The organism is Aquabacterium sp. OR-4, assembly GCF_025290835.2.
Classification (GTDB): Bacteria; Pseudomonadota; Gammaproteobacteria; order Burkholderiales; family Burkholderiaceae_C; genus Pseudaquabacterium.
In genome coordinates this window covers 506,094-529,761 of the sequence record NZ_JAOCQD020000004.1, presented here as the reverse complement: position 1 = coordinate 529,761, position 23,668 = coordinate 506,094, and the positions used below count along the sequence as shown (strand labels likewise).

Here is a 23,668-nt window from a genome sequence, read left to right as displayed (position 1 = left end):
GCGCTATTGCATACAACCGATGGCGCTTCTATTCCCAAGGCGGAAACTCGGCGGAGTCGAGTTCTTCGCGCGACTTGCCTAGCGCCTGGGTTGGGGCAATCAGGCCTTGCGGATTGCCCTCGGATCTGATTGCGCGGAGATCCTTCAGTCGGACTTTTAAGGCCTCGGCTTGGGTTGGATGGAGGCGATTCATCTGCCCCACCTGCACCGACACGCTTGCGAGCCTAGGCAGGTCGTCGAGATGGCCGGCAGCGGCAATTTCGTGAGCGACCCGCCGTCCCCCGTGACGACAAGCCGCTGAGCTGACAGCGTTCTCGCCGACCAGCGATCATGTGTTTGGTTTTCGCCACCGGTGCGGCAGCAACTCTTCGATGCGGCTGTTCTGATGCCTGGGAAGCCGCTCCAGCACGGCGCGCAGGTAGGCCCATGGGTCATGCCCATTGAGCTTGGCGGACTGCACCAGGCTCATGACGATCGCTGCGCGTTGGCCGGCCAATTCGCTGCCGCAAAACAGCCATGCCTTGCGGCCCATGGCCCAGGGTTTGATCTGCCGTTCGATGAAGTTGTTGTCTATCGGCACCGCACCGTCTTCGAGGTGCCGCGTCAGCGCATCCCAGGCGTTCAGGCTGTAGTCGATCGCCGCGGCGATGGAGCCGCCGTCGGGCACGCGGCCGCGCTCCAGCCTGAGCCAGACGTGCAGTTCCTTCCACAGCGGCCGGGTCAGTTGTTCCCGCGCTGCCTGGCGCTGCTGCGCGTCCATCCCCTCGAACTGGCCTTCGACGTGGTAGATCCAGCCGATGCGCTTGATCGCCTCCTTGGCCACCTCGCTGGTGCCGATCAGCTCGTCGAACTTGCGCCTGGCATGCGCCGCGCAATGAGCAGCCATGCGCTGCGGGTACACGCGCCTGTCGAGCACGGCGTCGTACCCGCCGTACTGGTCGCACACCAGCGTGCCTTGCCACGCCGGCTGGTCCTCCTTCATCGAGCCCGGCGGACCTTGCTGTCGTGTCGATGGGCCCAGGAAGGCCACCGGGTACTGCGACCCTCGACCCAGGCAGAACTCGTAGACCACACCTTGCTGGGCATCGAATTCGCCGCGCGCGTAGGCCCAGATGTAGGCCCGCTTGGTCTTGCCCGCGCCGGGGTCCAGCATCGCCACCGGCGTCTCGTCGGCATGCAGCACGGGGCAGCTCAACACGAAGCGCTTGAGGGCTTCGAACAGCGGGAACAGCGCGGCACCGGCATTGCCGGCGGTGCGCGCCAGCGTCGAGCGCGGCGTGTGCACGCCGGACCGGGCGTTGATGGTCTCCTGGCGGTAGTACGGCAGGTGGTCGACGAAGCGGCTGATGAGGATGTGAGCCGCGAACCCGCTGGCAGCGATGCCGCCGTCGATGATCTGCGGCTCGGCCGGCTCCTGCACCAGGTGCTCGATGCCTTGACGCTGGCAGCAGCGGCAGGTCCACTTGCCGTAGATGTGCCGGTGCACGAAGAACTCCGCCGGCACGATGTCCAGGCGTTCACTCACGTCCTCGCCCACGCGCGTCATTGGCCGGCCGCAGTCCGGTGTCGTGCAGGTCGTGTCCTCGGGCTCGTGGTGGTGCTCGACACGCCGCAGATGCTCGGGCAGCGCCTGACGCCGCGGACGACGGGGCGCGTCCTTGGGCTTGGGCTGCGTCTTGGGCAGCGCGGCCTGCAGGGCGGCGAGTTGCGCCTCCAGGTCGGCTTCGTCCTCCAGCAGCGTGTCCTGGAACATCTGACGCTGCTCGGCGGTCATCGCCTCGCTCTTGGCGCCGAACTTCCAGCGCTTCAGCCGTGCCAGCTCGAACGTGATCTTCTCGATCTTCGCGTCGCGCCAGGCGATGTCGCGGTCCTTGCGCTGGATCAGCGTTTGCTGGGCCTGGAGGTCTTGTGCCTGCTGCTGGATGTGCCCCAGCATCTGCACGGCCAGTGTCGTGAGGGCCTCTGGGGACAGGTCCCGCAGGTCCTGAGGCTTGAGGTCACGCATGCCGAGCATGCGAGGCATCTTGCCAAGACGCGCGAGCCCGCGCCACTGGCGGATGTCCTGTCAACGCCGGGCCCCGAGCCTCACATCCGCGTGATCACGCTCATCTCTGGCAGACGCTGCCAGGGCAGGCCCACGATCAAGGCGTCGAACTGGCTCTGCGTCAACGACAGCGGCGCCGCCGTCGCCTCGCGCGGCCAGGCGAAGTGACCTGCGTTCAGTCGCCGCGCTGCGCACCACACGCCGAAGCCGTCATGGACCAGCAGCTTGATGCGCGTGGCGCGCGCGTTCGCGAAGAGGTAGCCGTGATGGGCGCGGGCCGCGCCGGTGGTCTGCACGACGCAGCTCATCAGCCGCTCGGCGCCAGCGCGCATGTCCATCGGGGCCGTGCACAGCCAGAGCTGATCGATGCGGATCACTTGAGCAGGCTCGAGCTCAGCTCGCGCAACCAGGACCGACAGTCCTCGGCCGCAGCGGTCGGCCAGCGCACGTTCAGGTGCAGCGGACCGCGGCGAAGCTCGACCAGGATCAACGGCTCGGCGATCGGCGCCGGCTCCCTGGGTGCGACCGCGGTACGCGACACGGCCTTGGACGGTGCGGGCATCTCGACGGCAACGAATTCGGCGGCCGCGCCTGACGGTGCCGGGGTCACTGCGCCGCTCGTCGCCGATGTAGCGGGCATGCTGTCACGCTTGGTGCCGCGACCCGAGCGCCACTTGCGAACGAGATTGGCGTTCAGCCCATGCGCCAGCGCGACCCCGGATATCGACGCACCCGGTTCGGCACAGGCGGCCAGAACCTTGGCCTTGAGCTCGGTACTGTGGCGCCGCCGAGACTTTGAATTGGGATGCATAGGTGTCCACCAATGAATAGGTGGACACCATCCTCAGGCGCCTGTTCCCGGTAAGCAAGGTGGGACGGCGAGCCGCTCACGCAATTTCAGTCTCAAGGTGATGCACGGCGGCGCGGATTTGAGAGCGCTTCTTCTGAGGCAAGGCTGGCTTTTTGTTGACCACCAGCTTGGTTGTCACCATGCGCATCGAACGGCTGTAGGTCTCGTGCTTGGCACGTTTTGGCTTGAGGCCCACCTTGGCGAGCATCCCGTACACCCTTCCGATGACCTCGGTCTGTACCGCTTTGCTCATGAAGACCGCCGACGAAACAGAAATGTCATCGACATATCGAGAGTAGGTGATTCCCTGGACGGCAAGCTGTGAGTGCAACTCGGGCTCGTGTCGCCAGAGAATCAGATTTGCCAAATACGAGCTTGGAATCGCGCCCTGAGGAAGCTGCCCGTCCTTTGTGGTCAACGACGTCAGCAAGCTGGCGACTGGGGGTGGGAATCCGAAGAAGCCACGCCAAACATCGTTTACGGCTTGAGGCGTGATTGACGGGAAGAAGGACTTGATGTCTTCGCAGATGACGATGCACTTTCCGGTGTGCATCTCTGCGTTCTTCTTCGCTTCAGTTCCCTTCAAGCTGCCCGTCAGGTACGGCGGATATTCAACTCTGAGCAAGATCCGCTCGGTGATTCGCCGATGGAGTTCCTTGAGAGGCGGCTTGGCATCCAGTGGCTGCCGAATGGAGCCGTCAGGCTTGACGATGGGTTTGGCCAGACGATAGAGGGAATTTGCCTGGGTCGCCAACAATTGCAAATACTCAACAGACACGCCGAGCGTCTGCGCAAGAAGCGCAAGCGTGCCGATGGGCTTAAAGGGGTAGGTCGGCCTGAGCAGCGGCGGGAGCATCCAGCAGTTCCAATGCGGCGATTGCCAACTTCCCTGCCAGGTCGCGGTCAACGGAAGCCAACTGACCCTTGTCGGCGGCCAAGAAGAACAGGATCTCCATCGGCACACTAAGCGCCTCTGCGATCTTGCCGATCTTGGACAATGTGGGATCTGTCCGCGCGGAGTTTTCGAGCATCGACAGATAGGAAACTGAGCAGCCTACGCGCTTAGCGAGCTGCCCTTGAGTGAGCTTCCGCTTGACGCGGCAAAGTTGAATTGCGTTTCCGATGTTCATAAGAACAATGAATGAGCTTGGTGTACCGTGGCAGTGTTCACTTCATCCAGTCCCGAACATCGCTGATCAGGCGCAGGATGGTGGCAATCATTTGGAGTGACCTCATAGAGAGTTCCTTCCACTTTTCGCCGCTGATCTGTTGGTTGTTGACCCGTTCAAGATCTTCAATCACCAAATCCAGTTCGGCCATGACACTGGTATCGAATTGGCTGCTATACGCATCGCGTACCTTTTTCAAGGCACGGATGCAGTTCTCAAGAGAGTGCGTCTCCATAGGAGCTCCTGTTTCCGGGCGACGTTGCCCAGCCCTCACAAGCAATGGCCGAAAAAGGAGCCAATCGATACCCCAAGCTCATCACCAGTCGTGCCGGCCGCTCAGCCCTCCCCCAGCCCTCCCTGTGACAGGGGCCCGCGGAGGTCCATGCTCTGCGCCTCCGGCCTTCGCCTCGGGCACTGCCGACTTAAGGAGCTTTGCTACAGGTGCCTGCAAAGCGGCTCGCCCAAGAGCGAAGCCAGGTACTACCCAAGCCAGTTCTGTGAGTACAGGAACGCATCAGTCTTAAAGAACAACCGGAGCGAGTCGCTCCGCCGTGACCGTATTGGACGCTCATTTCGCGAGCAATGCAAGTAAAAGTTCACCCGCAGTGAATTTTAAGTGTTGAATGCCAAATCCGAGGGGCACCGCAGGTCCGAAACAGGCCCCGGCCTGCTCCAGCGAGGCCCGCCTGTGCTGCAGGCCGCCGGCCACTGTGTGGGTTGTGGGACATCTTGCTGGGGCAAGCAACGCAGCAACGAGCGGCTGCGACCTGAGGGCAGGTGTCGTACAAGCCTAAACAGAGGCCGATACCGTCATTCATTGAGGCCCCGACGTCACTCAGCGCCCAACCATCCCCTGTATGCCCGCCTCGCCTCAAACGCCGTCACCGTCACCCGATCCGGTGATGAGTATTCGATTTCGCTCAGTGGTGTCTGCGCCAGCCACAAGGCCAACGCCAGCGGGCTTCGACCAGGCCCGTCGCGCAGTGTCATCTGCACCTGATACGTCGGGCCGTTGATCGAGCCCAGGATCGGCGGTAGCGCTTCGGTGGCTGCGCCAGGGTGAACCGCCCGGCGTGGCGATGCCTTGACAGCGCTGCCGAAGTTGTACAAAAAAGCCGTACAAAACGGAGCCCACCATGGACGCCATCACCTACAGCGCAGCACGGGCCAATCTGGCCAAGACCATGGACCGGGTGTGCGATGACCATGAGCCGCTGATCATCACCCGCAATGGCGATCAGCAATCGGTGGTCATGCTCTCGCTCGAAGATTACAAGGCGCTGGAAGAAACGGCCTATCTGCTGCGCAACCCGGCCAATGCCAGGCGCTTGCTGTCGGCGGCAGCGCAGCTTGCCTCGGGCCAGGGCGTGGAGCGCGAGCTGCTCTGAGCTTCAGCCATGAAGCTGGTGTTTGCCGACGAAGCCTGGGACGACTATCTGCACTGGCAGAAGCCCGATCGCAAGAGGGTGGAGCGCATCAACCGGCTGATCCAGGAGGTGAAGCGTGAGCCCTTTGCCGGCGTGGGCAAGCCCGAGCCGCTGAAGCACGCGCTGGCCGGCTTCTGGTCACGGCGGATCACCGATGAACATCGGATGGTGTACCGCGTGGATGGCGATGCGCTGCTGATCGCCCAGCTGCGCTATCACTACTGACGCGCCGTACGCTCAGATCAGGCGTTTGCGGATCTGCGACGACAGCACGGCGATCAGCGCACGGTCACCACCAGCATCAGCAGCACGGCGGCGGTTGGGCCGTACTGGAAGCCGCGGATCACGTGCCACTACACGATGCCGATGCCGCCGGCGCCCACCATGCCCACCATGACCACCACCGAGGCCGAGCGTACGTTCGACTCCAGCCGGTACAGGCCGTACAAGATCCACAGCGGCATCACCTGCGGGATCACGCCAAAGGCGATCTCGGCCAGCGCGGTGTTGGCCTTCACCGTGGCGTGCTCGCGCGTCAGCTCGATCTGGCGCACTGGCACCAGTAGCGCGTTGCTCGACGGGCGGAACGCGCTGTAGCCGATGACCGGCAGGTTCTGCTGCTCGCGCGCGGTCTTGCCACACTTCGCGCAAGTTCTTGGCCTGCTCGGCAGGGGTCTGGCTGAAGCGGTGCACGTTCTCGGTGTTGTTGGTGGCCACGTCCTCCTGCTTGTTCACCACGGCCAGCAGCTTGGTCTCGTGGTTGGCGCGCACGGTGCGCTTGAAGTCCTTGGTGGCATCGACGCCGTTCTGCGCAAAGGCGTACAGGCCCGGCACCGCGGTGCCGCTGGTGGAGTTGGGGTCGCCAAAGCCCGGGGTCAGGCTGGCGCGTTGCTTGAGCACATCGTCCAGGGTCTTGACCGGGCTGTCCTTGTGCACCACCCGCAGCGAGCAGTAGCCCTCGGTGCCGTCCTTGCCCACCACCTTGGCAAACACCTTGGCAAACACCTCGGCAGCGGCGCGGTCCACCGCCTCCATGGCCGACTTGTTGCCCATCCAGGCCACCTGCACCTTGTTGAAGCGCAGGGCCTCGATGACGCCGGCGTAATCGGGCACGAACACGGCGTTCACCTGGATGCCGGTGGCCTTGGCCAGGTCGTCCAGCACCGGCTGCCAGGCGTTCTTGAGGATGGACGACGACTCGGTGGCGATGAAGCTGAAGTTCAGCTTCTTGACCTGGGCCGAGGGTGGGGATTCAGGGCTTGATCATAATTCGGGTGTCCTTGCGGTCGGTCGCTTGAAGGGAAAGGGTGAAGCGTCAGGCGGCCTGCAGCTCCATCACGCGGCGGCTGGAGGCGGGGTCGCGCGAGGCCACGGGCTCATCGGCCAGGATCAGGCGCGCGCCCTGCACCAGGGCGCGCGAGCTGGCCGCACGCTGCTGCCGCCCGCCTGGCAGCGTGCAGGCCCGCTGCCAGGCGCAGTGGCCGATGCCCACGCGCAGCAGCGCCTGCCAGGCGCGGCACCAGGTTGAACTGCTGGAAGATGGCGGCCACCTCGGCGCGCACCGGCAGAATCGGCCATTGCACTGCGCCTGCTTCCACTGCCCCCACCTTTCCAGGAGATCCATGCCATGAACGACCGCCTGCGCTGCTTCTGCCAGCTGGCTGACCTGGACGGCGCTGCCGGCTTTCTGGCCAGCACGCGCCAGCACCTGCACCGCCACCCCGAGCTGTCGTTCGAAGAGGCCGAGACCGCCGCGCTGGTGGCCGGCCACCTGGGTGAGTGGGGCTGGCAGGTGACACGCGATGTCGGCGGCCATGGCGTGGTGGCCACGCTCAAGGTGGGCGACGGCCCGCGCAGCGTGGCGGTGCGCGCCGACATGGACGCCCTGCCGATCACCGAGATCGCCGACGCCGGCGGCCGCCCCTGGCAAAGCCGCCGGGCCGGCGTGATGCATGCCTGCGGCCACGACGGCCACACCACCATGCTGCTGGGCGCCGCGCAGCAGTTGGCGGCCACGCGCAACTTCAGCGGCACGGTGCACCTGGTGTTCCAGCCGGCAGAAGAAAGCAATGGCGGCAGCGGCGGCAAGAGCGGCGCGCAGCGCATGATCGACGACGGCCTGTTCGAGCGCTTTCCGTGCGACGCGATCTTCGGCCTGCACAACACGCCGGGCGTGGCGGCCGGGCACTTCGGCTTTGGCAGCGGGCCGTTCATGTCGGCATCCGACACTGCGCGCGTCACCATCCACGGCAAGGGCGGCCATGCCGCGCGCCCGCACCAGGCGGTGGATCCGGTGCTGATTGCCGGCAGCCTGGTGGTGGCGCTGCAAAGCATCGTGGCGCGCAACATCGATCCGCGGCAAACGGCCATCATCACCATCGGCGCCATCCACGCCGGATCAGCGCCCAACGTGATCCCCGACGAGGCCACGCTGGCGATGAGCATCCGCAGCTTCACGCCCGAGGTGCGCGAGCTGCTCGAGCAGCGCATCCGCGCGCTGGTGACCGCGCATGTGGCCGGCTACGGCGGCACGGTGGACATCGACTACGAGCGTGGCTACCCGGTGGTGGTCAACAGCGAGGCCGAAACCCAGTTCGCGCGCCAGGTGGCCGAGGAGCTGGTGGGCCCCGAGCGCGTGATCGCGCCCTTCCCGCCCGTGACCGGCAGCGAAGACTTCGCCTACTACCTGCTGCACAAGCCCGGCTGCTTCTTCCGCCTGGGCAATGGCGAAGAAGGCGCCATGCTGCACAACCCGCGCTACGACTTCAACGACGCCATCCTGACCACCGGCGCGGCGTTCTGGACGCGGCTGGTGGAGCGCTATCTGGCGCCGGCCTGAGGCCGGCTCAGGCTGCCGGCCGCTCCAGCGCGCCGGCCAGCGGCTGGCGCAGCAGCGGGCCGGTGTCGCGCATCACCGATTCCAGCACGCCCTCGAAGCGGCCCACGATGTCGCGCCAGTCGAGTGCGCTGGCGGTGGCGCAGGCCTGGGCGCCCATGGCCTGGCGGCGCGCCGCATCGTCGGCCAGGGCCACGGCCTGGCGCACGAAGGACTCGGCATCGCCAAAGGGCGCCAGCAGGCCGTTGTCGCCGCTCTTGATCAGCTGGCCGGCACCGGCATGGTCAAAGGCCACCACCGGCAGGCCGCTGGCCATGGCCTCGGTAGTGACGTTGCCAAAGGTCTCGGTCATGCTCGGAAACAGGAACAGGTCGGCCGAGGCGTAGTGCGCGGCCAGGTCGTCGCCGCTGCGCTGGCCGGCAAACAAGGCGTCGGGGCAGCGCTGCTGCAGCTCGGCCTGCATCGGGCCCTGGCCCACCAGCAGCAGGCGCGCGTCGGGCTGGCGCTGGCGGATGGCCTCGAAGGCGCTGAGCAGCACACCGAGGTTCTTCTCGGCGGCCAGCCGGCCCACGCAGGTCACCACCAGCTGGCGCGGCGCAACGCCCCATTGGGCACGCAGCGCGGGGCTGCGGCGCAGCGGGTTGAACAGCTGGGTGTCGACGCCACGGGTCACCACCACCAGGCGCTGGAAGCCCGCGGCGGCCAGATCGCGGCGCAGGGCCTCGGTGGGCACCATGGTGCAGCGCGTGCGGTTATGAAACTTGCGCAGGTAGGCCATGATCGGCTTGTGCAGCCAGCCGATGCCGTAGTGCCGGCTGTAGGCATGGAAGTTGGTGCGGAAGTCCGAGCTGACCGGCAGCTTCAGGTGCTGCGCGGCCTGCAGCGCCGACCAGCCCAGCGGGCCTTCTGTGGCGATGTGCACCACATCGGGCCGGCGGGTCGACCACAGCTGCACCAGCGCGCGCTTGCTGGGCACGCCCATGCGCAGATCGGGGTAGCGCGGAATGGGCAGGCCGCGCATCAGCACCTCGTGAAAGCGCGCGCCTTCCTCGGGCGCCTGCGCCTTGTCCTGCCGCGGGCGCACCAGCTGCACATCGTGGTTGCGGCGGTGCAGGCCGTCGACCACGCGGGCCAGGGTCATGGCCACGCCATTGACCTCGGGCGGATAGGTCTCGGTGACGCAGGCCACGCGCAGTGAACGGCGCGCAGCCGGGTAGTCGTCGACGAGCAGTTGCTGCAGCGCGGCGGGTTCCATGCAGGCAATGTGCGCGTGCTGCGCAACAGTGATGTGACAGTGCGGCAAGCGCCGTGGCAAATCGGACTACGTCACGGCTTTTTCATGCGCCGCGGTCACCATCCGGTCACGCGTGGGGGCTGCGGCCTGCTGCCGTGCACCTGTGCGCCACTTCTTCCGTCACCATCACACCGAGGACCGCCGTGAAGGGATTCCTGCAACTGCTTGCCACCCAGCGCTGGGACGACCACCGCTTCTACCACCAGAGCCGCATCAACCAGAGCCTGCATCTGGTCAGTGCGATCAGCTTTCTGGTGGCCTATGTGTGGCTGTTCATCGATCCGGCCATCTCGGCCCTGATCGGCTGGGGCATCTCGATGGTCACGCGCCAGTCGGGCCACTTCTTCTTCGAGCCGCGCGGCTTTGACCAGGTCAACCAGGTCTCCGACGAGCACAAGGAAGAGATCAAGGTGGGCTACAACATGCACCGCAAGACGGTGCTGCTGGCGGTGTGGGCCTCGATCCCCCTGGTGCTGTGGTTCGTGCCGTCGCTGGGCGGCCTGATCGAGCCGGCCCTTGGCTTTGACGCCTGGCTGCACGATGTGGGCATGGCCTGGCTGGCACTGGGCGTGACCGGCATGCTGTTTCGGGTGCTTCAACTGTGGATGCAGGAGAGCCTGATCGTCGGCGTGGCCTGGATGACCAAGATCCTCACCGACCCGTTCCACGACATCATGCTGTACTGGCGCGCGCCTTTTCACCTGCTGCGCGGAGAGCTGCTGGATCCGATGGAGCATGTGCAGTCGCACTGATTGCTCCAGCGGCCGGGGGCTCGTGTTCAAGCGCCGCCGTGCGGTTTGCCGGCCTTGCTGACCTATCGGTGTACCGCGCCGGGATTTCGCCCCGGCGGGCGACCTACTTTCTCTTTCAGGCGAAAGAGAAAGTAGGCAAAGAGAAGCGCCTTCCAGACTTTCCGACACCACTGAGCATTTTGTTTGGTGCATCGAGGCGGGCGCCTCGCCCGCCCCGCGGGCTCGAACATAGCCAGCCGGATGCAGGTGTAGCCGGTCCACGCGCGCGGGCCCCCGGTCAAGACTTGCGGGCTCAGGGTGGTGTGGCCGGTCTGTGCCTGTGCCTGCGCCTGCGCCTGTGCATGTGCATGTGCATGTGCATGTGCATGTGCATGTGCATGTGTTCGTGTTCGTGTTCGTGTTCGTGTTCATGGCCCAGTCGTTCCGGCAATGGCACGGCACGCCCGCTGCCAGAGCCTTCACAGATGAGCGTCCATGCCATCGGCGGCAACGTATCCCTTGCCAAGCCCCATGTCGGCAGCCTGTTCGAGCCCGCCGGGCGGGCGAGGCGCCCGCCCCGATGCTGGAGAAGCAGCAGTGCGGTGTCGGAAAGTTCAATGCGCTTTCTTTGCCTACTTTCTTTTCGCGAAAAGAAAGTAGGTCGCCCGCCGGGGCGAAACCCCGGCGCGCTCTCACGAGCCGAACAAGAACCCGATCACCAGAGAAACGCCGCGCAATCCGCAGGAGCCGGAGACTGACCCCCCGCCCCGGCCCTCAGAACCTCTGCGCCAGCATCTCCCGCAAGATCCCCCGCCGGATCGACTGGTTGGTCAGCGAGACATCGTCCCACCACCAGCCTTCGGTGGCCATCTGCTGCGCCGCGGCCACAAAGCGCTCGACCACCGCCTCGAAGTCGGCGTCCGAATAGTTCAGGCTGAAGATGAAGCGCCCCGTGCCCACCCAGCTCAAGGCCAGCCCATGCGCGCGCAGGTAGAACTGCAGCATCCAGTTGTAGCGCGAAGGCTGGGTGTACAGCACCGTCCAGATGCTGGAGAGGTTGGCCACCTGCACCGGCACGCCGGCACCGCGCAGGCGCTGGTTGAGCTGCGCTGCACGGGCGTTCCAGCGCTCGTCGAGCCCCTCGTACAGGGCCTGCACCTCGGGCCGCTCGAGCCGGTCGAGAAACGCCGCCATCGCGCCCATCACATAGGGGTGGGCGTTGAAGGTGCCGCGCGCAAAGCAGATGTCGGCCGGGCGGTCGTCGCGCCAGCGCTTCATCAGCGCCGCCTTGCCGCACACCACGCCCACCGGCAGGCCGCCGCCCAGGGTCTTGCCATAGGTCACCATGTCGGCCTGCACGCTGAAGTACTGCTGCGCACCGCCCGGGGCCAGGCGAAAGCCGACAAAGATCTCGTCGAGGATCAGCACGATGCCGCGCTCGGTGCACACCTCGCGCAGGCGCTGCAGCCAGCGGCTGTAGGCCTCGCGGTTGAAGTGCGCCTTGCGGCCGCTGTCCACCAGGCTGGTGTCGCCCGGTGCGCCGCTGTTGGGGTGCAGGGCCTGCAGCGGATTGACCAGCACGCAGGCGATGTCGCGGCGGGTGCGCAGCACCTGCAGCGTGCGCTCGTCCATCTCCTTGAGGGTGTAGGTCTCGCGCGGCGGCAGCGGGTTTCCGGGGCCGGGCTGCACGTCCTCCCACCAGCCGTGATAGGCGCCGCAAAAGCGCACCAGGTACTTCTTTTTGGTGTGATAACGCGCCAGACGCACGGCCTGCATCACAGCCTCGGTGCCCGACATGTGGAACGACACCTCGTCGAGGCCCGAGAGGGCCTTGAGCCGGCGCACGTTGTCCACCACGCAGGGGTGGTAGGCGCCCAGCACCGGGCCCAGCTCGGCCACGCGGGCGGCGCCCTCGGCAATGCATGCCTTGTAGGCGTCGTAGCCCAGCAGGTTGACGCCGTAGGAGCCGGTGAGGTCGTAGAAGTGGTTGCCGTCCAGGTCTTGCACCGTCACGCCCGACGAGGCCTGCACAAAGCCGCCCAGCTTGAGGTGGGCGCGCAGGTAGGGGCTGTACTGGAAGGGCACACGGTAGCTGCCGGTGAACTGCAGGTCGGAGATGCCCTCGCGTGCCTGGGCGGTGAGCGCCGCGCTCTTGGGGTAGCGCCGCGTGTACAGATCGCACAGCGCGGCAAAGCCGGCGCGGCGCCGCGCCTGCACCTCGGCCGGCGCGCCGTCCGAGTCGAAAAAGCGGGCCTCGTCATAGGCATAACCCGGAATCAGCGAGGCCACGCGCTTGGCCATGCGCGAGTGCCCGGCCAGCGAGCGGTGCTTGGCCCGCGAGAGCTCGAGCCGGCGCTTGATGCGCGGCAGCGCCAGGCCCAGGGCGCCGAGTGCGGCGAGGGCAGAGATCGTCAGAGTTTCGTCCATGGTGGCAGCGTTTGAGACACCCCCAAGAGATACCAGACCCACAAGACAAGCCCATGAAAGCCAGCCCGACCAGCCCCCCCCTGAAACCCAGTCTGCTGCAGCGCCTCGTGCACAACGAGGAGCTGAACTTCCTGCTCACCAACCGGGTGCCGCGCCAGGCACTGACCCACCTGGTGGGCTGGTACAGCCGCATCCGCAGCCGGCGCCTGACCCGTGCGTCGATCTGGTTGTGGCGGCGCTTCACCGAGCTGGACCTGCGCGACGCGCGCAAGCCGCAGTTCGACAGCCTGCACGACTGCTTTACCCGCGAGCTCAAGCCCGGCGCGCGGCATGTGGACGTGCGCCCCGAGGTGTTTGCCAGCCCCTGCGACGCCATCGTGGGCGCCTGCGGCCCGGTGCAGGGCACGCAGGTGTTCCAGGCCAAGGGGTTTGCGTACCAGCTGGGCGAGCTGTTCGGGCCCAGCCAGGACACCACGCCCTTCCACGATGGCCACTACGTGACGCTGCGCCTGACCTCGGCCATGTACCACCGCTTTCACGCGCCGCAGGACGCCACGCTGGAGCATGTGACCTACCTCAGCGGCGACACCTGGAACGTCAACCCGGTGGCGCTGCAGCGGGTGGAAAAGCTCTACTGTCGCAACGAGCGCGCGGTGCTGAACCTGCGCCTGCAGCAGGGCGGGCACCGCGTGGCGCTGGTGCCGGTGGCGGCCATCCTGGTGGCCAGCATCCGCCTGCACTGCCTGGACGTGCGCCTGCACCTGCGCTACCGCGGCCCCAACGAGATCGCCTGCCAGGAGGTCTTCAGCAAGGGCCAGGAGATGGGCTGGTTCGAGCATGGCTCGACCATCATCGTGTTCGTGCCGCCCGGCTTCACGCTGGCCGAAGGTGTGGCGCCGGGCGCGCGCGTGCGCATGGGCCAGGCGCTGCTGCGTCTGCCGGCCTGAGGCCGCAGGCCGGCGGTCAGGCCCCCGCCTGCCATGCCGGCCGGCGCGTCGAGGAGCGTCGAATGGGAGGGGGCGCCGGCCTACCGGCGCGCCGCCAGGCCGCCGGGCTGTGGTTGCGGCAGCGGGGTCGGCATGGGTGCCGGCGCGGGACGGGTGACCCCGGGGCGCGTGCCGCCAAGCTGCTGCGGCTGCGGCAGCGGTTGTGCCAGCGCTTGCGTCATCAGCTGGGCGCTGCGGTCGATGATCTCGAGCCGGCCGTCGTGGTGCTCCACCAGCGCGGTGAGGCTCTCAACCCAGTCGCCGTCGTTGCAGTACAGCACGCCGTCGATGCTGCGGATCTCGGCATGGTGGATGTGGCCGCAGACCACGCCGTGCACGCCGCGTTTGCGCGCCTCGCGGGCGACGGCCTGCTCGAAGTCGCTGATGAAGCTGACCGCGCGCTTGACCTTGAGCTTGAGGTACTTCGACAGGCTCCAGTACGGCAGGCCCAGCCGGGCCCGCGCACTGTTGAACCAATGGTTGACCTTGAGCGTGAACTCGTAGGCCGCATCGCCCACATAGGCCAGCCACTTGGCGCACTGGATCACGCCGTCGAACATGTCGCCATGCGTGACCCACAGGCGCCGGCCATCGGCCGTGGTGTGGATGCACTCGTCCATCACGTCCACTCCGCCGAAGTTGTGCGCCACGTACTTGCGCGCGAACTCGTCGTGGTTGCCCGGCACGAAGATCACATGCGTGCCCTTGCGCGCCTTGCGCAGCAGCTTCTGCACCACATCGTTGTGGGCCTGCGGCCAGTACCAGCTGCGCCGCAGCTGCCAGCCGTCGATGATGTCGCCCACCAGGTACAGCGTCTGGCATTCGGTGGTGCGCAGGAACTCCAGCAGGGCCTGCGCCTGACAGCCCGGCGTGCCCAGGTGCAGGTCGGAGATCCAGACGGTGCGCACGCGCAGCGTCGGCTCGTCCTCGCCCACCCCGGCGCCGGCGGATGCGGCGTCCTGTGGATCGATCAGCATGCGCGCTTGCTCGGGGTGCATGGCCGGGTATGGTGGCGCCCCGGCATGACGCCCGCGTGAATGTCGGCAGCCGGGCTGTAACTAGTCCAGTGAAACGGAGAAATCGGATGTGCGCAGGGGTTTGGCAGGGCAGGCGACAAGGCGCGGCCCGCAGCCCAGGCTGAACGCCTGGGCAAGGGTTGCAACGCCGGCGCATGCCCTGCCAGACCCTGCCCGCAGGGTGGGCACCTGTCAGGGGCGCCCTCGTCGTTGCCGGTGCTCGCCGGGTGACCAACCCGGCTGCGCCCGGCGCCTAGATGGCGCCCCTGACAGGTACCCACGCACATCCGATTTCTCCGTTTCACTGGACTAGTGGCGCAGTGCCGCGGCGCGCAGTGCCGCCAGGCGCGCCAGCAGCAGGGCATCGGCCTCGCGCACCGTGCGCTGCGTGCCGGCGTAGACCAGGCCCGTGTTGCCGTCGAGCGTGAGCGGATCGCCTTCGGCGAAGTGCTGGCCGGCAATCAGCACCCGCCGGTGTGGCAGGTCGATCTGCAGGGCCTCGCAGCCCACCAGGCACACCTTGCCCAGCTGACGGGCCACCACCGCGGCATGCGAGGTGCGCGCGCCGCGCTGCGTGAGCAGGCCCTGCGCCACCTCGAGCGCGGCGATGTCGCCCGTCTCGGCCTCGGCGCGCAGCAGCAGCACCGGCACGCCCTGCGCCTGGCGCTGGCGGGCGCGCGCCTCGTCGAGCGCGATCTCGCCGCAGGCCACGCCGGTGCAGGCGCTGGCGGCCTGGGCCAGCGGCTCGGCCGTGGCACCTGCGTCGCCGACCACGCGCGCCAGCGCCAGGCTGTCGGCGTCCAGGCCCTCGGTGCGTTGCAGCGCGGTGGCCAGCGGCAGGCGGCCATCGTCGAACAGGTCGAGCGCGATGCGCGCCGCGGCCTGCGGCGTGCGTTTGCCGGCGCGGGTCTGCAGCAGGTACAGGCAGCCCTCCTCCACCGTGAACTCGAAGTCCTGCATGTCGGTGAACTCGGTCTCGAGCACCTGCGTGGCCTCGACCAGGCTCGCCCACACCTGCGGGGCCACGCTGGCCAGCTGATCGTGGCCGCGGGCGCTGCGGCGGCCCGAGACCACATCCTCGCCCTGGGCGTTGAACAGAAAGTCCACCCAGGGCTCGGGCGCGCCGGTGGACGGATGCCGCGTGAAGCCCACGCCCGCGCCCGAGGTGCCGCCAGCGTTGCCGAAGACCATGCGCTGCACCGTCACTGCGGTGCCCAGGGTCTCGGGCAGGCCCTTGATCTGGCGGTACTGGCGGGCCTTGTCGCCCTGCCACGAGGCAAACACGGCCTGGATCGCACCGTCGAGCTGGGCCATCGGGTCTTGCGGAAACGCTCGGCCCGCCTGGCGCTGCAGCGTGGCCAGATGGCGGTGGGTGAGCTCGCGCAACTCGGCGTAGTCGAGCCCGCGTTCGGCCGCGCCGCTGGCCTGCGCGGCGTCGGTGCCAGCCACGGCCGCCAGATCGGCCTCGAACAGCGCCGCGGGCAGGCCCCACACCACCTCGCCCCAGCTGGCCACCAGGCGGCGGTAGGCGTCCCAGGCCAGGCGCGGATTGCCGGTCTGGCGCACCAGGCCGGGCAGCGTGGCATCACACAGGCCGATGTTGAGCAGCGTTTCCATCATGCCGGGCATGGACACCGGCGCACCCGAGCGCACCGAGAGCAGCAACGGCCGCCGCGCATCACCAAAGCGCAGGCCGCTGGCCTGTGCGAGCGCGGCCAGCGCGTCGCGCCAGTGCGCGCGGCCCAGCTGCCGGGCCTGGGCGCACCAGTCGGTGCCGATGACAAAAGCCGGTGGCACCGGCAGGCCCAGCGCGGCCATGCGCGCCAGGTTGTGGGCCTTGAAGCCGATGGCCTCGGGCGGTGGCACGCTGGCGGCCGATTGCGGGCCGCAGCCCAGCAGCACCGGGGGCGAGCCGGCCAGGGCCGCGGGATGGGCCGGGGCGTTCATGCCGGCACCCCCGCGCGCTGGAAGGCCTGCTCGCGCAGGCCGTACACCAGCGCCAGCAGGGCATCGCTGGCCTGCTCGAGCGCGGTGGCCAGTTCGTTGCCCAGCAGCAGCGAGGCGGCGTCGCGCACCTCGCGGGCCAGTGCGCGGCGCACGCTGCGCAGCAGGGTGTCGCACTGGCGTTCGGCCTGCAGCACGCGCCATGAGGCGGCCAGAAACTCGTCGCGGTCGGCGGCCTCGCCGCCATCGCCGGCCCCGGCAGGGCCGCCCAGGCTGCGCACCACGGCCAGCGCCTTCACATGGTCTTGTGTGGCGGTGAGCACCGCGCCGGCCAGCGCCTGCAGCTCGGCCAGCACCGGCCCGCCCCAGCCATGGTGATGGCCGTCGGCCACCATGCCCAACACGAACGCGGCCTCTTCCAGCGCATCGGCCACGTCGTCCGATCGTTCCAGCAGGCGCGCCAGCGGCTGCCACTGCGGCTGGCGCTCGGCCAGCGCGCGTGCGCGCATCACCAGGTGGTCGGCCTGGCGCTCCCAGGTCTTGGCACGCGCGGCCAGTTGCGCCGCGGCGTCGGCATCGTGGTGCACGCCGTGGGTCAGGCCGTCGCGCACGGCCTGGGCCAGCGCGTGGCACAGCGCGGCATGCTCTTCCAGCAGGTCCATCTGGCCCAGCCGGCCTTGCAGTCTGCGCGCCAGCATCCAGCGCGCCTCGTCGGCCACCAGGGCCACCGGCTGCCGGCGCTGCGCGGCCTGCCAGGCCAGGGCCAGCAGATCCACCAGCAGGGCCTGGGCGGCCGCTGCGCCCATCACGTCGTCGAGCCGGTCGCCCAGGCGGAACACGCCTTCACCCTGCGCACTCATGGCGTTCCACACCAGGCGCTCGCCACCGGCCTGCAGCCAGGCCATGTGGCCGCATTCGCGGCGCGCGCCTTCGGTCAGCACGGCCACGGCGGCCTCGCCGTCCACAAAGGCCAGCAGGCGCTTGCGCGCGCGGTTCCAGTCGATGAGGAACACGATGCGCGCGCCAATGCCGTCCAGCTGCTGCTGCAGGCCGGCCTCGTCGGGCGCCTCGAAGCTGGCGGTGCCCAGGTGGTAGGCCTCGCCACGGTTCAGGCCTTCGGTGGTGCGCGAGGTCACGCCGCTCCACTGCGCGCCCACCTCGGCCAGCAGCTTCTGGAAGAACGCAAAGCGCTGGCGGTGCAGGTCGGAGTAGGTGAGCGTGATGTGCAGCCCCTGCACCTGCAGCACCAGCACATGCGCGTCGTTGGTGCCGATGTCGTTCTGGATCAGCAGCCGCTCACCGTCGCGCGTGGCGGCGGTGTCGAGGCCCGGGTGCTCGAGCTTGAGACCGCGCGTGCGGTTCAGGCCGCGCATGAAGGCAGCCACGCGGCCATGGTCGGGGCCGTCGGCATCGAGCTGCCACACATGCGCGCCGTCCACCGTCTCGGCGGCCAGGCGCGCGGCCAGGCGGTTGAGCGCCTTGTGCAGGTCCATCACCGTGAGGTGCAGGCTGTCGCTGCCGGGCTGACCATGGCCGCCGCGGTGGCCGTGGGTCAGGGCCTTGAGCAGTTCGGCGTCCAGGGTCGGGCGGTCGATGGCCGCCAGCCGCTGCGCCCAGTGCTGCACGCGCTGGGCAAACACCGCCTGCTCGGTGGCGTCGTCGAGCAGCGGGCGGGCCATGGTCAGCAGGTCGTCGTGCAGGCCCCGGGCCAGGCGCGGCAGATCGGGCAGGTGCACGGCCTGGCCGCGGCTGCGGGCGGTGGCCGGCAGGTCGTGCAGCCAGTCGGCGTCGGCGGCGGCCGTCACGCCGGCCGCTGCAATCTCGCGGCTCAGGTCCAGCGGGCTGGGTTCGGCTTGCCCGGCCTGTGCGGCTGCGGCCTGCAGCACGGTGAGGTAGAGCTTCAGCCGGTCATTGGCCTGCAGCGCCGCGCGCACGCGTGTGGGCTGCAGCAGCGAGGTCTGGCCCAGTGATTCAATGGCGTCGGACTTTTCCATGGTGGCGCAGGCGCAGCGGGTGGCGCGAGTAGGTACCCGGCCCAGTGTTGGCCGCGTTCGTGACGCTTCGGTGACGCGACAGGCGAGCAGCGGCGTGCCATGCGCCAGATCAAGCCAAGCCGCCCATTCAGCGGGCCGGATGAGCCGGACACCACGGATGTCAAGCCGGTTCGACATGGCCGTGGGGTATGGCGGTCAACGCCGGGGCTACGGGTAAACTCCGAGTCGTTCGTTGTACCCAGTCCGGAGGCTTTATGCAGTGGCATGACCATTCCATCGCCCGACAAATCTTCTCGCAAGCGCCGGTGGGCGAAGCGGTGCGCCTGCCCCAGGCCGGCACCGCGCTCGAGAACCCCTACGTGTTCGACTCGGTGGCCCGCGAAATCAAGTTTGCGGGCAGCGAGTTCGGTGAACTCGAGGTGATCGAGGAACGCACCCTCGCCAGCGAAGAAAGCTTGATCGTCGACTTCGTGTTCCGTCGCCTGGCCTGAGCCGCGCGACCTGGCAGCCGGTTCAACCGGCTGCCGCAGACAACGCCCGCAGCCGCCAGGCCCGCGGGCGTTGTCGTTTCCGGGCCATGGCCAAGCCGTGTGCTTGGCGCAGGCGGCCGCTGCCTGACCAGGCGCCGCCTGTGAGCCGTTCGGCTCATGTTTGCCATGGCCCGATCACGGTTCTTCACGCCCCAGTCATCAGCGGCACGTAGTCTGAGCCGGTTGTCATCATGAACCGAGCTCCCTGTGTCGCCAGCTGTCGTGCGTGTCCCGAATGTCCTTTCAGCCGGCACGCAGCGGCGGCGCGGCTTCACGCTGCTGGAGTTGCTGGTGGTGATGGTCATCATCGGGCTGCTGGCCGGCTATGTGGGCCCCAAGCTGTTTGGCCAGATCGGCAAGAGCGAAGTAAAGGTGGCCCGCGCACAGCTTGACGCGCTGGGCAAGGCGCTCGACCACTACCGCATCGACACCGGCCGCTACCCGGCCAGCGAGCCGGGCCTGGGCGCGCTGGTGGCCCAGCCGGCCAACGAGCCGCGCTGGCAAGGCCCCTATCTGGCCAAGACGGTGCCGGCCGATCCCTGGGGCCGGCCCTATGCCTATCGCGCGCCGGGTGAACACGGCGACTACGACCTGCAAAGCTACGGCCGCGATGGCCGCCCCGGTGGCGACGGCGAAGACGCCGACATCACCAGCTGGTGAGCGCAGGCATGCCCGCGTTCAGGGTCAGGCTGGCCGAGTTGGACGGTGGCGTGCGCCAGGTGCGCGTGGTGGCCGCCGATGCGGCCGGCGTCAGCGCCGCGCTGGGCGTGCCGCCGATGCGCCTGCTGTCGGTGCAGGCCGAGGCCACGGCCGGGGCCACGGCCACGGCAGGCCGGCCGTGGCGGCGGCGTGGGCCGGCCTTTGACCTGCGCCTGTTCAGCCAGGAGCTGGCGGTGCTGCTGGATGCCGGCATCCCGCTGCTGGATGCGCTGGCCACGCTGCGCGAGAAGGACAGCGCCGGGCGCGGCCGGCGCACGCTGGACAGCGTGATGGCCGCGCTGCGCGAGGGCCAGCCGGTGTCGGCGGCGCTGGCGCGCGTGCCCGAGGCCTTCGACGCGCTGTTCATCGCCCTGGTGGCCGCCAGCGAGCGCAGTGGCCAGCTGGCGGCCACGCTGCGCGACCATGCCGCGTTTCTGGGCTGGAGCAGCGCGCTGCAGGCGCGGCTGCGCGCGGCGCTGGTGTACCCCGCCATGCTGCTGGCGGCCGGGCTGGCGGTGATCGTGTTCCTGCTGCTGTTTGTGCTGCCGCGTTTTGCCGGGGTGTTTGACAGTCTCGCGGGCGATGTGCCGGCGGCCTCGCGCTGGCTGATGGCGCTTGGCGTGCACGCCGCGGCCTACCCTGCGCTCACGCTCGCGCTGGCGGCGGCGCTGCCGCTGGGCGGCCTGCTGGTGTGGCGCAGCGCTGCCGCCCGGCGCTGGCTCGATCGGCTGATGTGGCGCAGCCCGGTACTGGGGCCGCGGCTGCAGGTCATTGCGCTGGCGCGGCTGTACCGCTGCCTGGGGCTGCTGCTGGGCGCCGGCGTGCCGGCGCCGGCCGCCTTGCGTTTGCTGGACGGTGTGCTGGCCGCGCCGCTGCGTGCCGCGGGCGCGCAGGCCCTGACCCAGGTGCTGAGCGGCCAGCGCCTGTCGCAGGCCTTTGATGCCGCCGGCCTGTCCACGCCGGTGGCCCAGCGCATGCTGCGGGTGGGCGAGTCCAGCGGCACGCTGCCGGTGATGCTGCAGCGCGCCGCGGCGTTTCATGACGAAGAGATCGCGCAGCTGGCCGACCTGGTGACGCGGCTGGTGAACCCGCTGCTGATGTTGGTGATGGGCGTGCTGATCGGCGGCATCGTGGTGTTGATGTACCTGCCGATCTTCACGCTGATGGAGCAGGTGCAGTGATGTCCGACACACCCGGCTCGCCGCCTGCGGCCACGCCCGCGGGCGAGCGGCCCGGCCAAGCGGCGGGCCAGGGGCTGCAGTTCGACCTGGTGCGCTGGCCCCGGCCGCTGGCCCAGCGGCACCGCGCACTGGCCGGTGTGGACGAGGCCGGTGCCTGGCATCTGCTGGCCGACCGCGCACCCGATCTGCTGCTGCTGCAGATGGCCGAGGCCCGGCTGGGCGAGGCGCTGCGCTGGCAGCGCTGCAGCGCGGCGGCGCTGGACGCCTGGCTGGCCGCAGGCGACCTGGGTGGCCGCGCGCTCGATGCCGTGGAGGCGGTGCACGGCCTGGCCGCCCACGACGCCGGGCCCAACGGGGCAGGTGATGGGGCTGGCGAACTGACACTGGCCGCGCTGACGGCCGAATCGAGCCCGGCGGTGCGCCTGCTCGACGCCGTGCTGCTGGATGCGCTGGCCGATGGCGCCAGCGACATCCACCTTGAGATGCAGCCGCGCGGCGCGGTGCTGCGCCTGCGCATCGACGGCGTGATGCAGGCGATGCGGCGCGTGGACGGCGCCGCACTGGCCGAGCAGCTGGTGTCGCGGCTGAAGGTGCTGGCCGAGCTCGACATCGGCGAGCGCCGCCTGCCGCAGGACGGCCGCTTCAAGCGCCGTGTGGGCGCTGGCGCGCAGGGCCGCGAGATCGACTTCCGCCTGTCCATCATGCCCAGCGTGTGGGGCGAGGATGCCGTGGTGCGCGTGCTCGACCGCAGCGCCGTGGCCAACGGGCCCGCCGGCCAGAGCACGCTGACGCTGACCGCGCTGGGCTTCGACGCCGCGCTGCGCGACACGCTGCTGCAGCTGGCGCGCGCCCCGCACGGCATGCTGCTGGTCACCGGCCCCACCGGCAGCGGCAAGACCACCACGCTGTACGCCGCGCTGGCCGAGATCCATACCGGGCGCGAAAAGATCATCACCATCGAAGACCCGGTGGAGTACCAGCTCGAAGGCGTGGTGCAGATCCCGGTCAACGAGAGAAAGGGCCTGAGCTTTGCGCGTGGGCTGCGCTCGATCCTGCGTCATGACCCTGACCGGGTGATGGTCGGCGAGATCCGCGACGCCGAGACCGCACAGATCGCGGTGCAGGCCGCGCTCACCGGCCACCTGGTGTTCAGCTCGGTGCATGCCAACAACGCCTTCGACGTGATCGGCCGCTTCATGCACATGGGGCTCGATCTGTACAACGTGGTGGCGGCGCTCAACGCGGTGCTGGGCCAGCGCCTGATGCGCCAGGTCTGCAAGGCCTGCGCCGAGCCGGTGGCGGCCACTGCCGACGAGCTGCTGCGCCTGGGCGAGGCGCCCGATGCCCGGGTGCTGCTGCGCCGCGGGGCCGGCTGCCCCAGCTGCCACCACAGCGGTTACCGCGGCCGCCGCGCCGTGGCCGAACTGCTGCGCCTGGACGACGGCCTGCGCGACCTGATCGCCGCGCGTGCGCCGCTGTCGGCCATCAAGCAGGCCGCACGCGAGCGCGGCATGCAATCGCTGCACACGGTGGCCCTGGCCGCGGTGCGCGCCGGCTTCACCACCTTCGAGGAGATGGACCGTGTGGTCGTGGATGCGTGAAGGCGCGGCGCTGTCGCTGTGGTGGGGTGATTCGGGGGTGTGGCAGGCCGCCGAACCGGGCCAGGCCGTGCGCTGGGACGGTCTGGAGGCCTGGTGCGCTGCGCATCCCGGCGCGCGCGCGCGCCTGTGGCTGTCGGCCTGGTGGGTGCTGGACATGCTGATCGACGGCGCCCTGCCCTTGCACGACGACGCGGCGGTGCTGGCCTATGTGCGCCCCTTGCTGCAGCACTACCACGGCGATGCCGCGGCGCCCTGGCCGCTGGCCGCCTGGCAGGCCGGCGCGGCGCGTGGCGTGAGCGCGCTGCATGGCCAGCCGCTGGCCGAGCTGCAGGCCACGGCGGCCCGCCATGGCGTGCAGCTGCAGGCCGTGCAGCCCTGGTGGGCCCGGGCCATGCGCCTGGCCCTGGCCCAGGAGCCGAGCCTGCTGCGCGAGCCCGCCGCCCAGCTGGTGATGGTGGAAGGCCGCCTGGTCACGCGGCTCGATCTGCGCCGCGGCAGCCTGGTGGGCCTGCAGCAGCGCCGTCTGCCACAGGCCACGCCGGGCGCACTGCAGGCCTGGCTGGCCAACGAACCGGTGGCCGTGCAGCGCTGCCTGGGCTATGGCCTCGATGTGCAGGCCGGTGCCAGCCACCCCGCCCTGCCGCTGCTGGGTGGGGCGGCGGGCAGGGCCACGCTGAGCGGCGATCACCCGCCGCCGGCCTGGTGGGCCGACACGCCACGCGGCGGCGCCCACTGGGTTGGGCGCTGGGCCGGGCGCCAGGCCGCCGCCGTGCCGCCGCCCCGGGCCTGAGCGCATGGCCAAGACGATGACGATGCGCCAGCCCGTGCCGCAGCCCGACTTTCTGCGCCCGGTCCGCCCGGCCAGCCGCCTGCCCTGGCTGTGGTGCGCCACCGGCATGCTGGTGCTGGCCGTGGCCGGACGCGAGGCGGCGGCTGACT

Annotated in this window: 22 protein-coding genes and 1 pseudogene; 10 read left to right on the top strand and 13 right to left on the bottom strand. The window is 69.0% G+C overall.

Going from position 1 to position 23,668, the window contains the following annotated elements:
* Nucleotides 1-328 precede the first annotated feature (328 nt).
* The 6 genes from tnpC to N4G63_RS27575 form a co-directional block, all read right to left on the bottom strand.
* Nucleotides 329-2,014, bottom strand: coding sequence for an IS66 family transposase (tnpC, locus tag N4G63_RS27600; protein WP_260790381.1), 1,686 nt, complete (start codon nucleotides 2,012-2,014; stop codon nucleotides 329-331).
* A 71-nt stretch (nucleotides 2,015-2,085) separates the two neighbouring features.
* Nucleotides 2,086-2,421, bottom strand: coding sequence for an IS66 family insertion sequence element accessory protein TnpB (gene tnpB / locus N4G63_RS27595; protein WP_260786059.1), 336 nt, complete (start codon nucleotides 2,419-2,421; stop codon nucleotides 2,086-2,088).
* On the bottom strand, nucleotides 2,418-2,855 hold the full coding sequence (gene tnpA, locus N4G63_RS27590; RefSeq protein WP_314599393.1) for an IS66-like element accessory protein TnpA: 438 nt from the start codon (nucleotides 2,853-2,855) through the stop codon (nucleotides 2,418-2,420). Before tnpA ends, tnpB begins: the two co-directional genes overlap by 4 nt.
* Before the next feature lie 76 nt (nucleotides 2,856-2,931).
* Nucleotides 2,932-3,750: a reverse transcriptase family protein gene (locus tag N4G63_RS27585; RefSeq protein WP_314600504.1), complete on the bottom strand. Its 819-nt coding sequence runs from the start codon at nucleotides 3,748-3,750 to the stop codon at nucleotides 2,932-2,934.
* Nucleotides 3,713-4,024 carry a helix-turn-helix transcriptional regulator gene (locus N4G63_RS27580; protein ID WP_314600503.1) on the bottom strand — a complete coding sequence of 104 codons (312 nt, stop codon included), beginning with the start codon at nucleotides 4,022-4,024 and terminating at the stop codon, nucleotides 3,713-3,715. The genes N4G63_RS27585 and N4G63_RS27580 overlap by 38 nt, the downstream gene beginning before the upstream one ends.
* 37 nt (nucleotides 4,025-4,061) lie before the next feature.
* The gene (locus N4G63_RS27575; protein ID WP_314600502.1) at nucleotides 4,062-4,298 is read right to left on the bottom strand and encodes a hypothetical protein; all 237 of its coding nucleotides are present in this window, start codon (nucleotides 4,296-4,298) and stop codon (nucleotides 4,062-4,064) included.
* A gap of 901 nt (nucleotides 4,299-5,199) precedes the next feature.
* Between N4G63_RS27575 and N4G63_RS27570 the strand changes: the two genes are divergently transcribed.
* Together N4G63_RS27570 and N4G63_RS27565 are read left to right on the top strand one after the other, a co-directional pair.
* The gene (locus tag N4G63_RS27570; protein ID WP_314600501.1) at nucleotides 5,200-5,451 is read left to right on the top strand and encodes a type II toxin-antitoxin system Phd/YefM family antitoxin; all 252 of its coding nucleotides are present in this window, start codon (nucleotides 5,200-5,202) and stop codon (nucleotides 5,449-5,451) included.
* Nucleotides 5,452-5,460: 9 nt separating this feature from the next.
* Complete coding sequence (locus N4G63_RS27565; RefSeq protein ID WP_314600500.1) at nucleotides 5,461-5,715, top strand: Txe/YoeB family addiction module toxin; 255 nt, start codon at nucleotides 5,461-5,463, stop codon at nucleotides 5,713-5,715.
* A 12-nt stretch (nucleotides 5,716-5,727) separates the two neighbouring features.
* Here the strand turns inward: N4G63_RS27565 and N4G63_RS28370 are convergent.
* Nucleotides 5,728-6,720: pseudogene (locus N4G63_RS28370) on the bottom strand (hypothetical protein); the annotation flags it as partial.
* Between the two features lie 85 nt (nucleotides 6,721-6,805).
* A complete protein-coding gene (locus N4G63_RS28365) occupies nucleotides 6,806-6,982 on the bottom strand; it encodes an ATP-binding cassette domain-containing protein (protein ID WP_443112108.1) in 177 nt (58 codons plus the stop codon).
* A 135-nt stretch (nucleotides 6,983-7,117) separates the two neighbouring features.
* Between N4G63_RS28365 and N4G63_RS27545 the strand changes: the two genes are divergently transcribed.
* Nucleotides 7,118-8,329, top strand: coding sequence for a M20 aminoacylase family protein (locus tag N4G63_RS27545; protein WP_314600499.1), 1,212 nt, complete (start codon nucleotides 7,118-7,120; stop codon nucleotides 8,327-8,329).
* A gap of 7 nt (nucleotides 8,330-8,336) precedes the next feature.
* On the opposite strand, the gene N4G63_RS27540 is transcribed toward N4G63_RS27545, so the two are convergent.
* Nucleotides 8,337-9,581, bottom strand: coding sequence for a glycosyltransferase family 4 protein (locus tag N4G63_RS27540; RefSeq protein ID WP_314600498.1), 1,245 nt, complete (start codon nucleotides 9,579-9,581; stop codon nucleotides 8,337-8,339).
* A gap of 182 nt (nucleotides 9,582-9,763) precedes the next feature.
* On the opposite strand from N4G63_RS27540, the gene N4G63_RS27535 reads away from it, so the two are divergent.
* On the top strand, nucleotides 9,764-10,372 hold the full coding sequence (locus N4G63_RS27535) for a hypothetical protein (protein WP_314600497.1): 609 nt from the start codon (nucleotides 9,764-9,766) through the stop codon (nucleotides 10,370-10,372).
* A 753-nt stretch (nucleotides 10,373-11,125) separates the two neighbouring features.
* Here N4G63_RS27535 and N4G63_RS27530 read toward each other — a convergent pair.
* Complete coding sequence (locus tag N4G63_RS27530; RefSeq protein WP_314600496.1) at nucleotides 11,126-12,778, bottom strand: aminotransferase class III-fold pyridoxal phosphate-dependent enzyme; 1,653 nt, start codon at nucleotides 12,776-12,778, stop codon at nucleotides 11,126-11,128.
* Nucleotides 12,779-12,831: 53 nt separating this feature from the next.
* Between N4G63_RS27530 and asd the strand changes: the two genes are divergently transcribed.
* Entirely contained in the window at nucleotides 12,832-13,725 is an 894-nt protein-coding gene (asd, locus tag N4G63_RS27525) for an archaetidylserine decarboxylase (protein ID WP_314600495.1), read from the top strand.
* Between the two features lie 80 nt (nucleotides 13,726-13,805).
* Here the strand turns inward: asd and N4G63_RS27520 are convergent, their stop codons facing one another.
* The 3 genes from N4G63_RS27520 to N4G63_RS27510 form a co-directional block, all read right to left on the bottom strand.
* Entirely contained in the window at nucleotides 13,806-14,741 is a 936-nt protein-coding gene (locus tag N4G63_RS27520; RefSeq protein ID WP_314600807.1) for a UDP-2,3-diacylglucosamine diphosphatase, read from the bottom strand.
* A gap of 348 nt (nucleotides 14,742-15,089) precedes the next feature.
* A complete protein-coding gene (locus N4G63_RS27515) occupies nucleotides 15,090-16,727 on the bottom strand; it encodes a PEP/pyruvate-binding domain-containing protein (protein WP_314600494.1) in 1,638 nt (545 codons plus the stop codon).
* On the bottom strand, nucleotides 16,724-18,718 hold the full coding sequence (locus N4G63_RS27510; protein WP_314600493.1) for a phosphate transport regulator: 1,995 nt from the start codon (nucleotides 18,716-18,718) through the stop codon (nucleotides 16,724-16,726). Before N4G63_RS27510 ends, N4G63_RS27515 begins: the two co-directional genes overlap by 4 nt.
* 254 nt (nucleotides 18,719-18,972) lie before the next feature.
* On the opposite strand from N4G63_RS27510, the gene N4G63_RS27505 reads away from it, so the two are divergent.
* The 5 genes from N4G63_RS27505 (at nucleotide 18,973) to N4G63_RS27485 (ending at nucleotide 23,519) form a co-directional block, all read left to right on the top strand.
* On the top strand, nucleotides 18,973-19,209 hold the full coding sequence (locus N4G63_RS27505; protein WP_314600492.1) for a hypothetical protein: 237 nt from the start codon (nucleotides 18,973-18,975) through the stop codon (nucleotides 19,207-19,209).
* A 246-nt stretch (nucleotides 19,210-19,455) separates the two neighbouring features.
* Nucleotides 19,456-19,908 carry a type II secretion system major pseudopilin GspG gene (gene gspG / locus N4G63_RS27500; RefSeq protein WP_314600491.1) on the top strand — a complete coding sequence of 151 codons (453 nt, stop codon included), beginning with the start codon at nucleotides 19,456-19,458 and terminating at the stop codon, nucleotides 19,906-19,908.
* Between the two features lie 8 nt (nucleotides 19,909-19,916).
* The gene (locus N4G63_RS27495) at nucleotides 19,917-21,128 is read left to right on the top strand and encodes a type II secretion system F family protein (protein WP_314600490.1); all 1,212 of its coding nucleotides are present in this window, start codon (nucleotides 19,917-19,919) and stop codon (nucleotides 21,126-21,128) included.
* Nucleotides 21,128-22,729: a GspE/PulE family protein gene (locus N4G63_RS27490; RefSeq protein WP_314600489.1), complete on the top strand. Its 1,602-nt coding sequence runs from the start codon at nucleotides 21,128-21,130 to the stop codon at nucleotides 22,727-22,729. Before N4G63_RS27495 ends, N4G63_RS27490 begins: the two co-directional genes overlap by 1 nt.
* The gene (locus N4G63_RS27485) at nucleotides 22,710-23,519 is read left to right on the top strand and encodes a hypothetical protein (RefSeq protein ID WP_314600488.1); all 810 of its coding nucleotides are present in this window, start codon (nucleotides 22,710-22,712) and stop codon (nucleotides 23,517-23,519) included. The genes N4G63_RS27490 and N4G63_RS27485 overlap by 20 nt, the downstream gene beginning before the upstream one ends.
* Nucleotides 23,520-23,668: the final 149 nt, after the last annotated feature.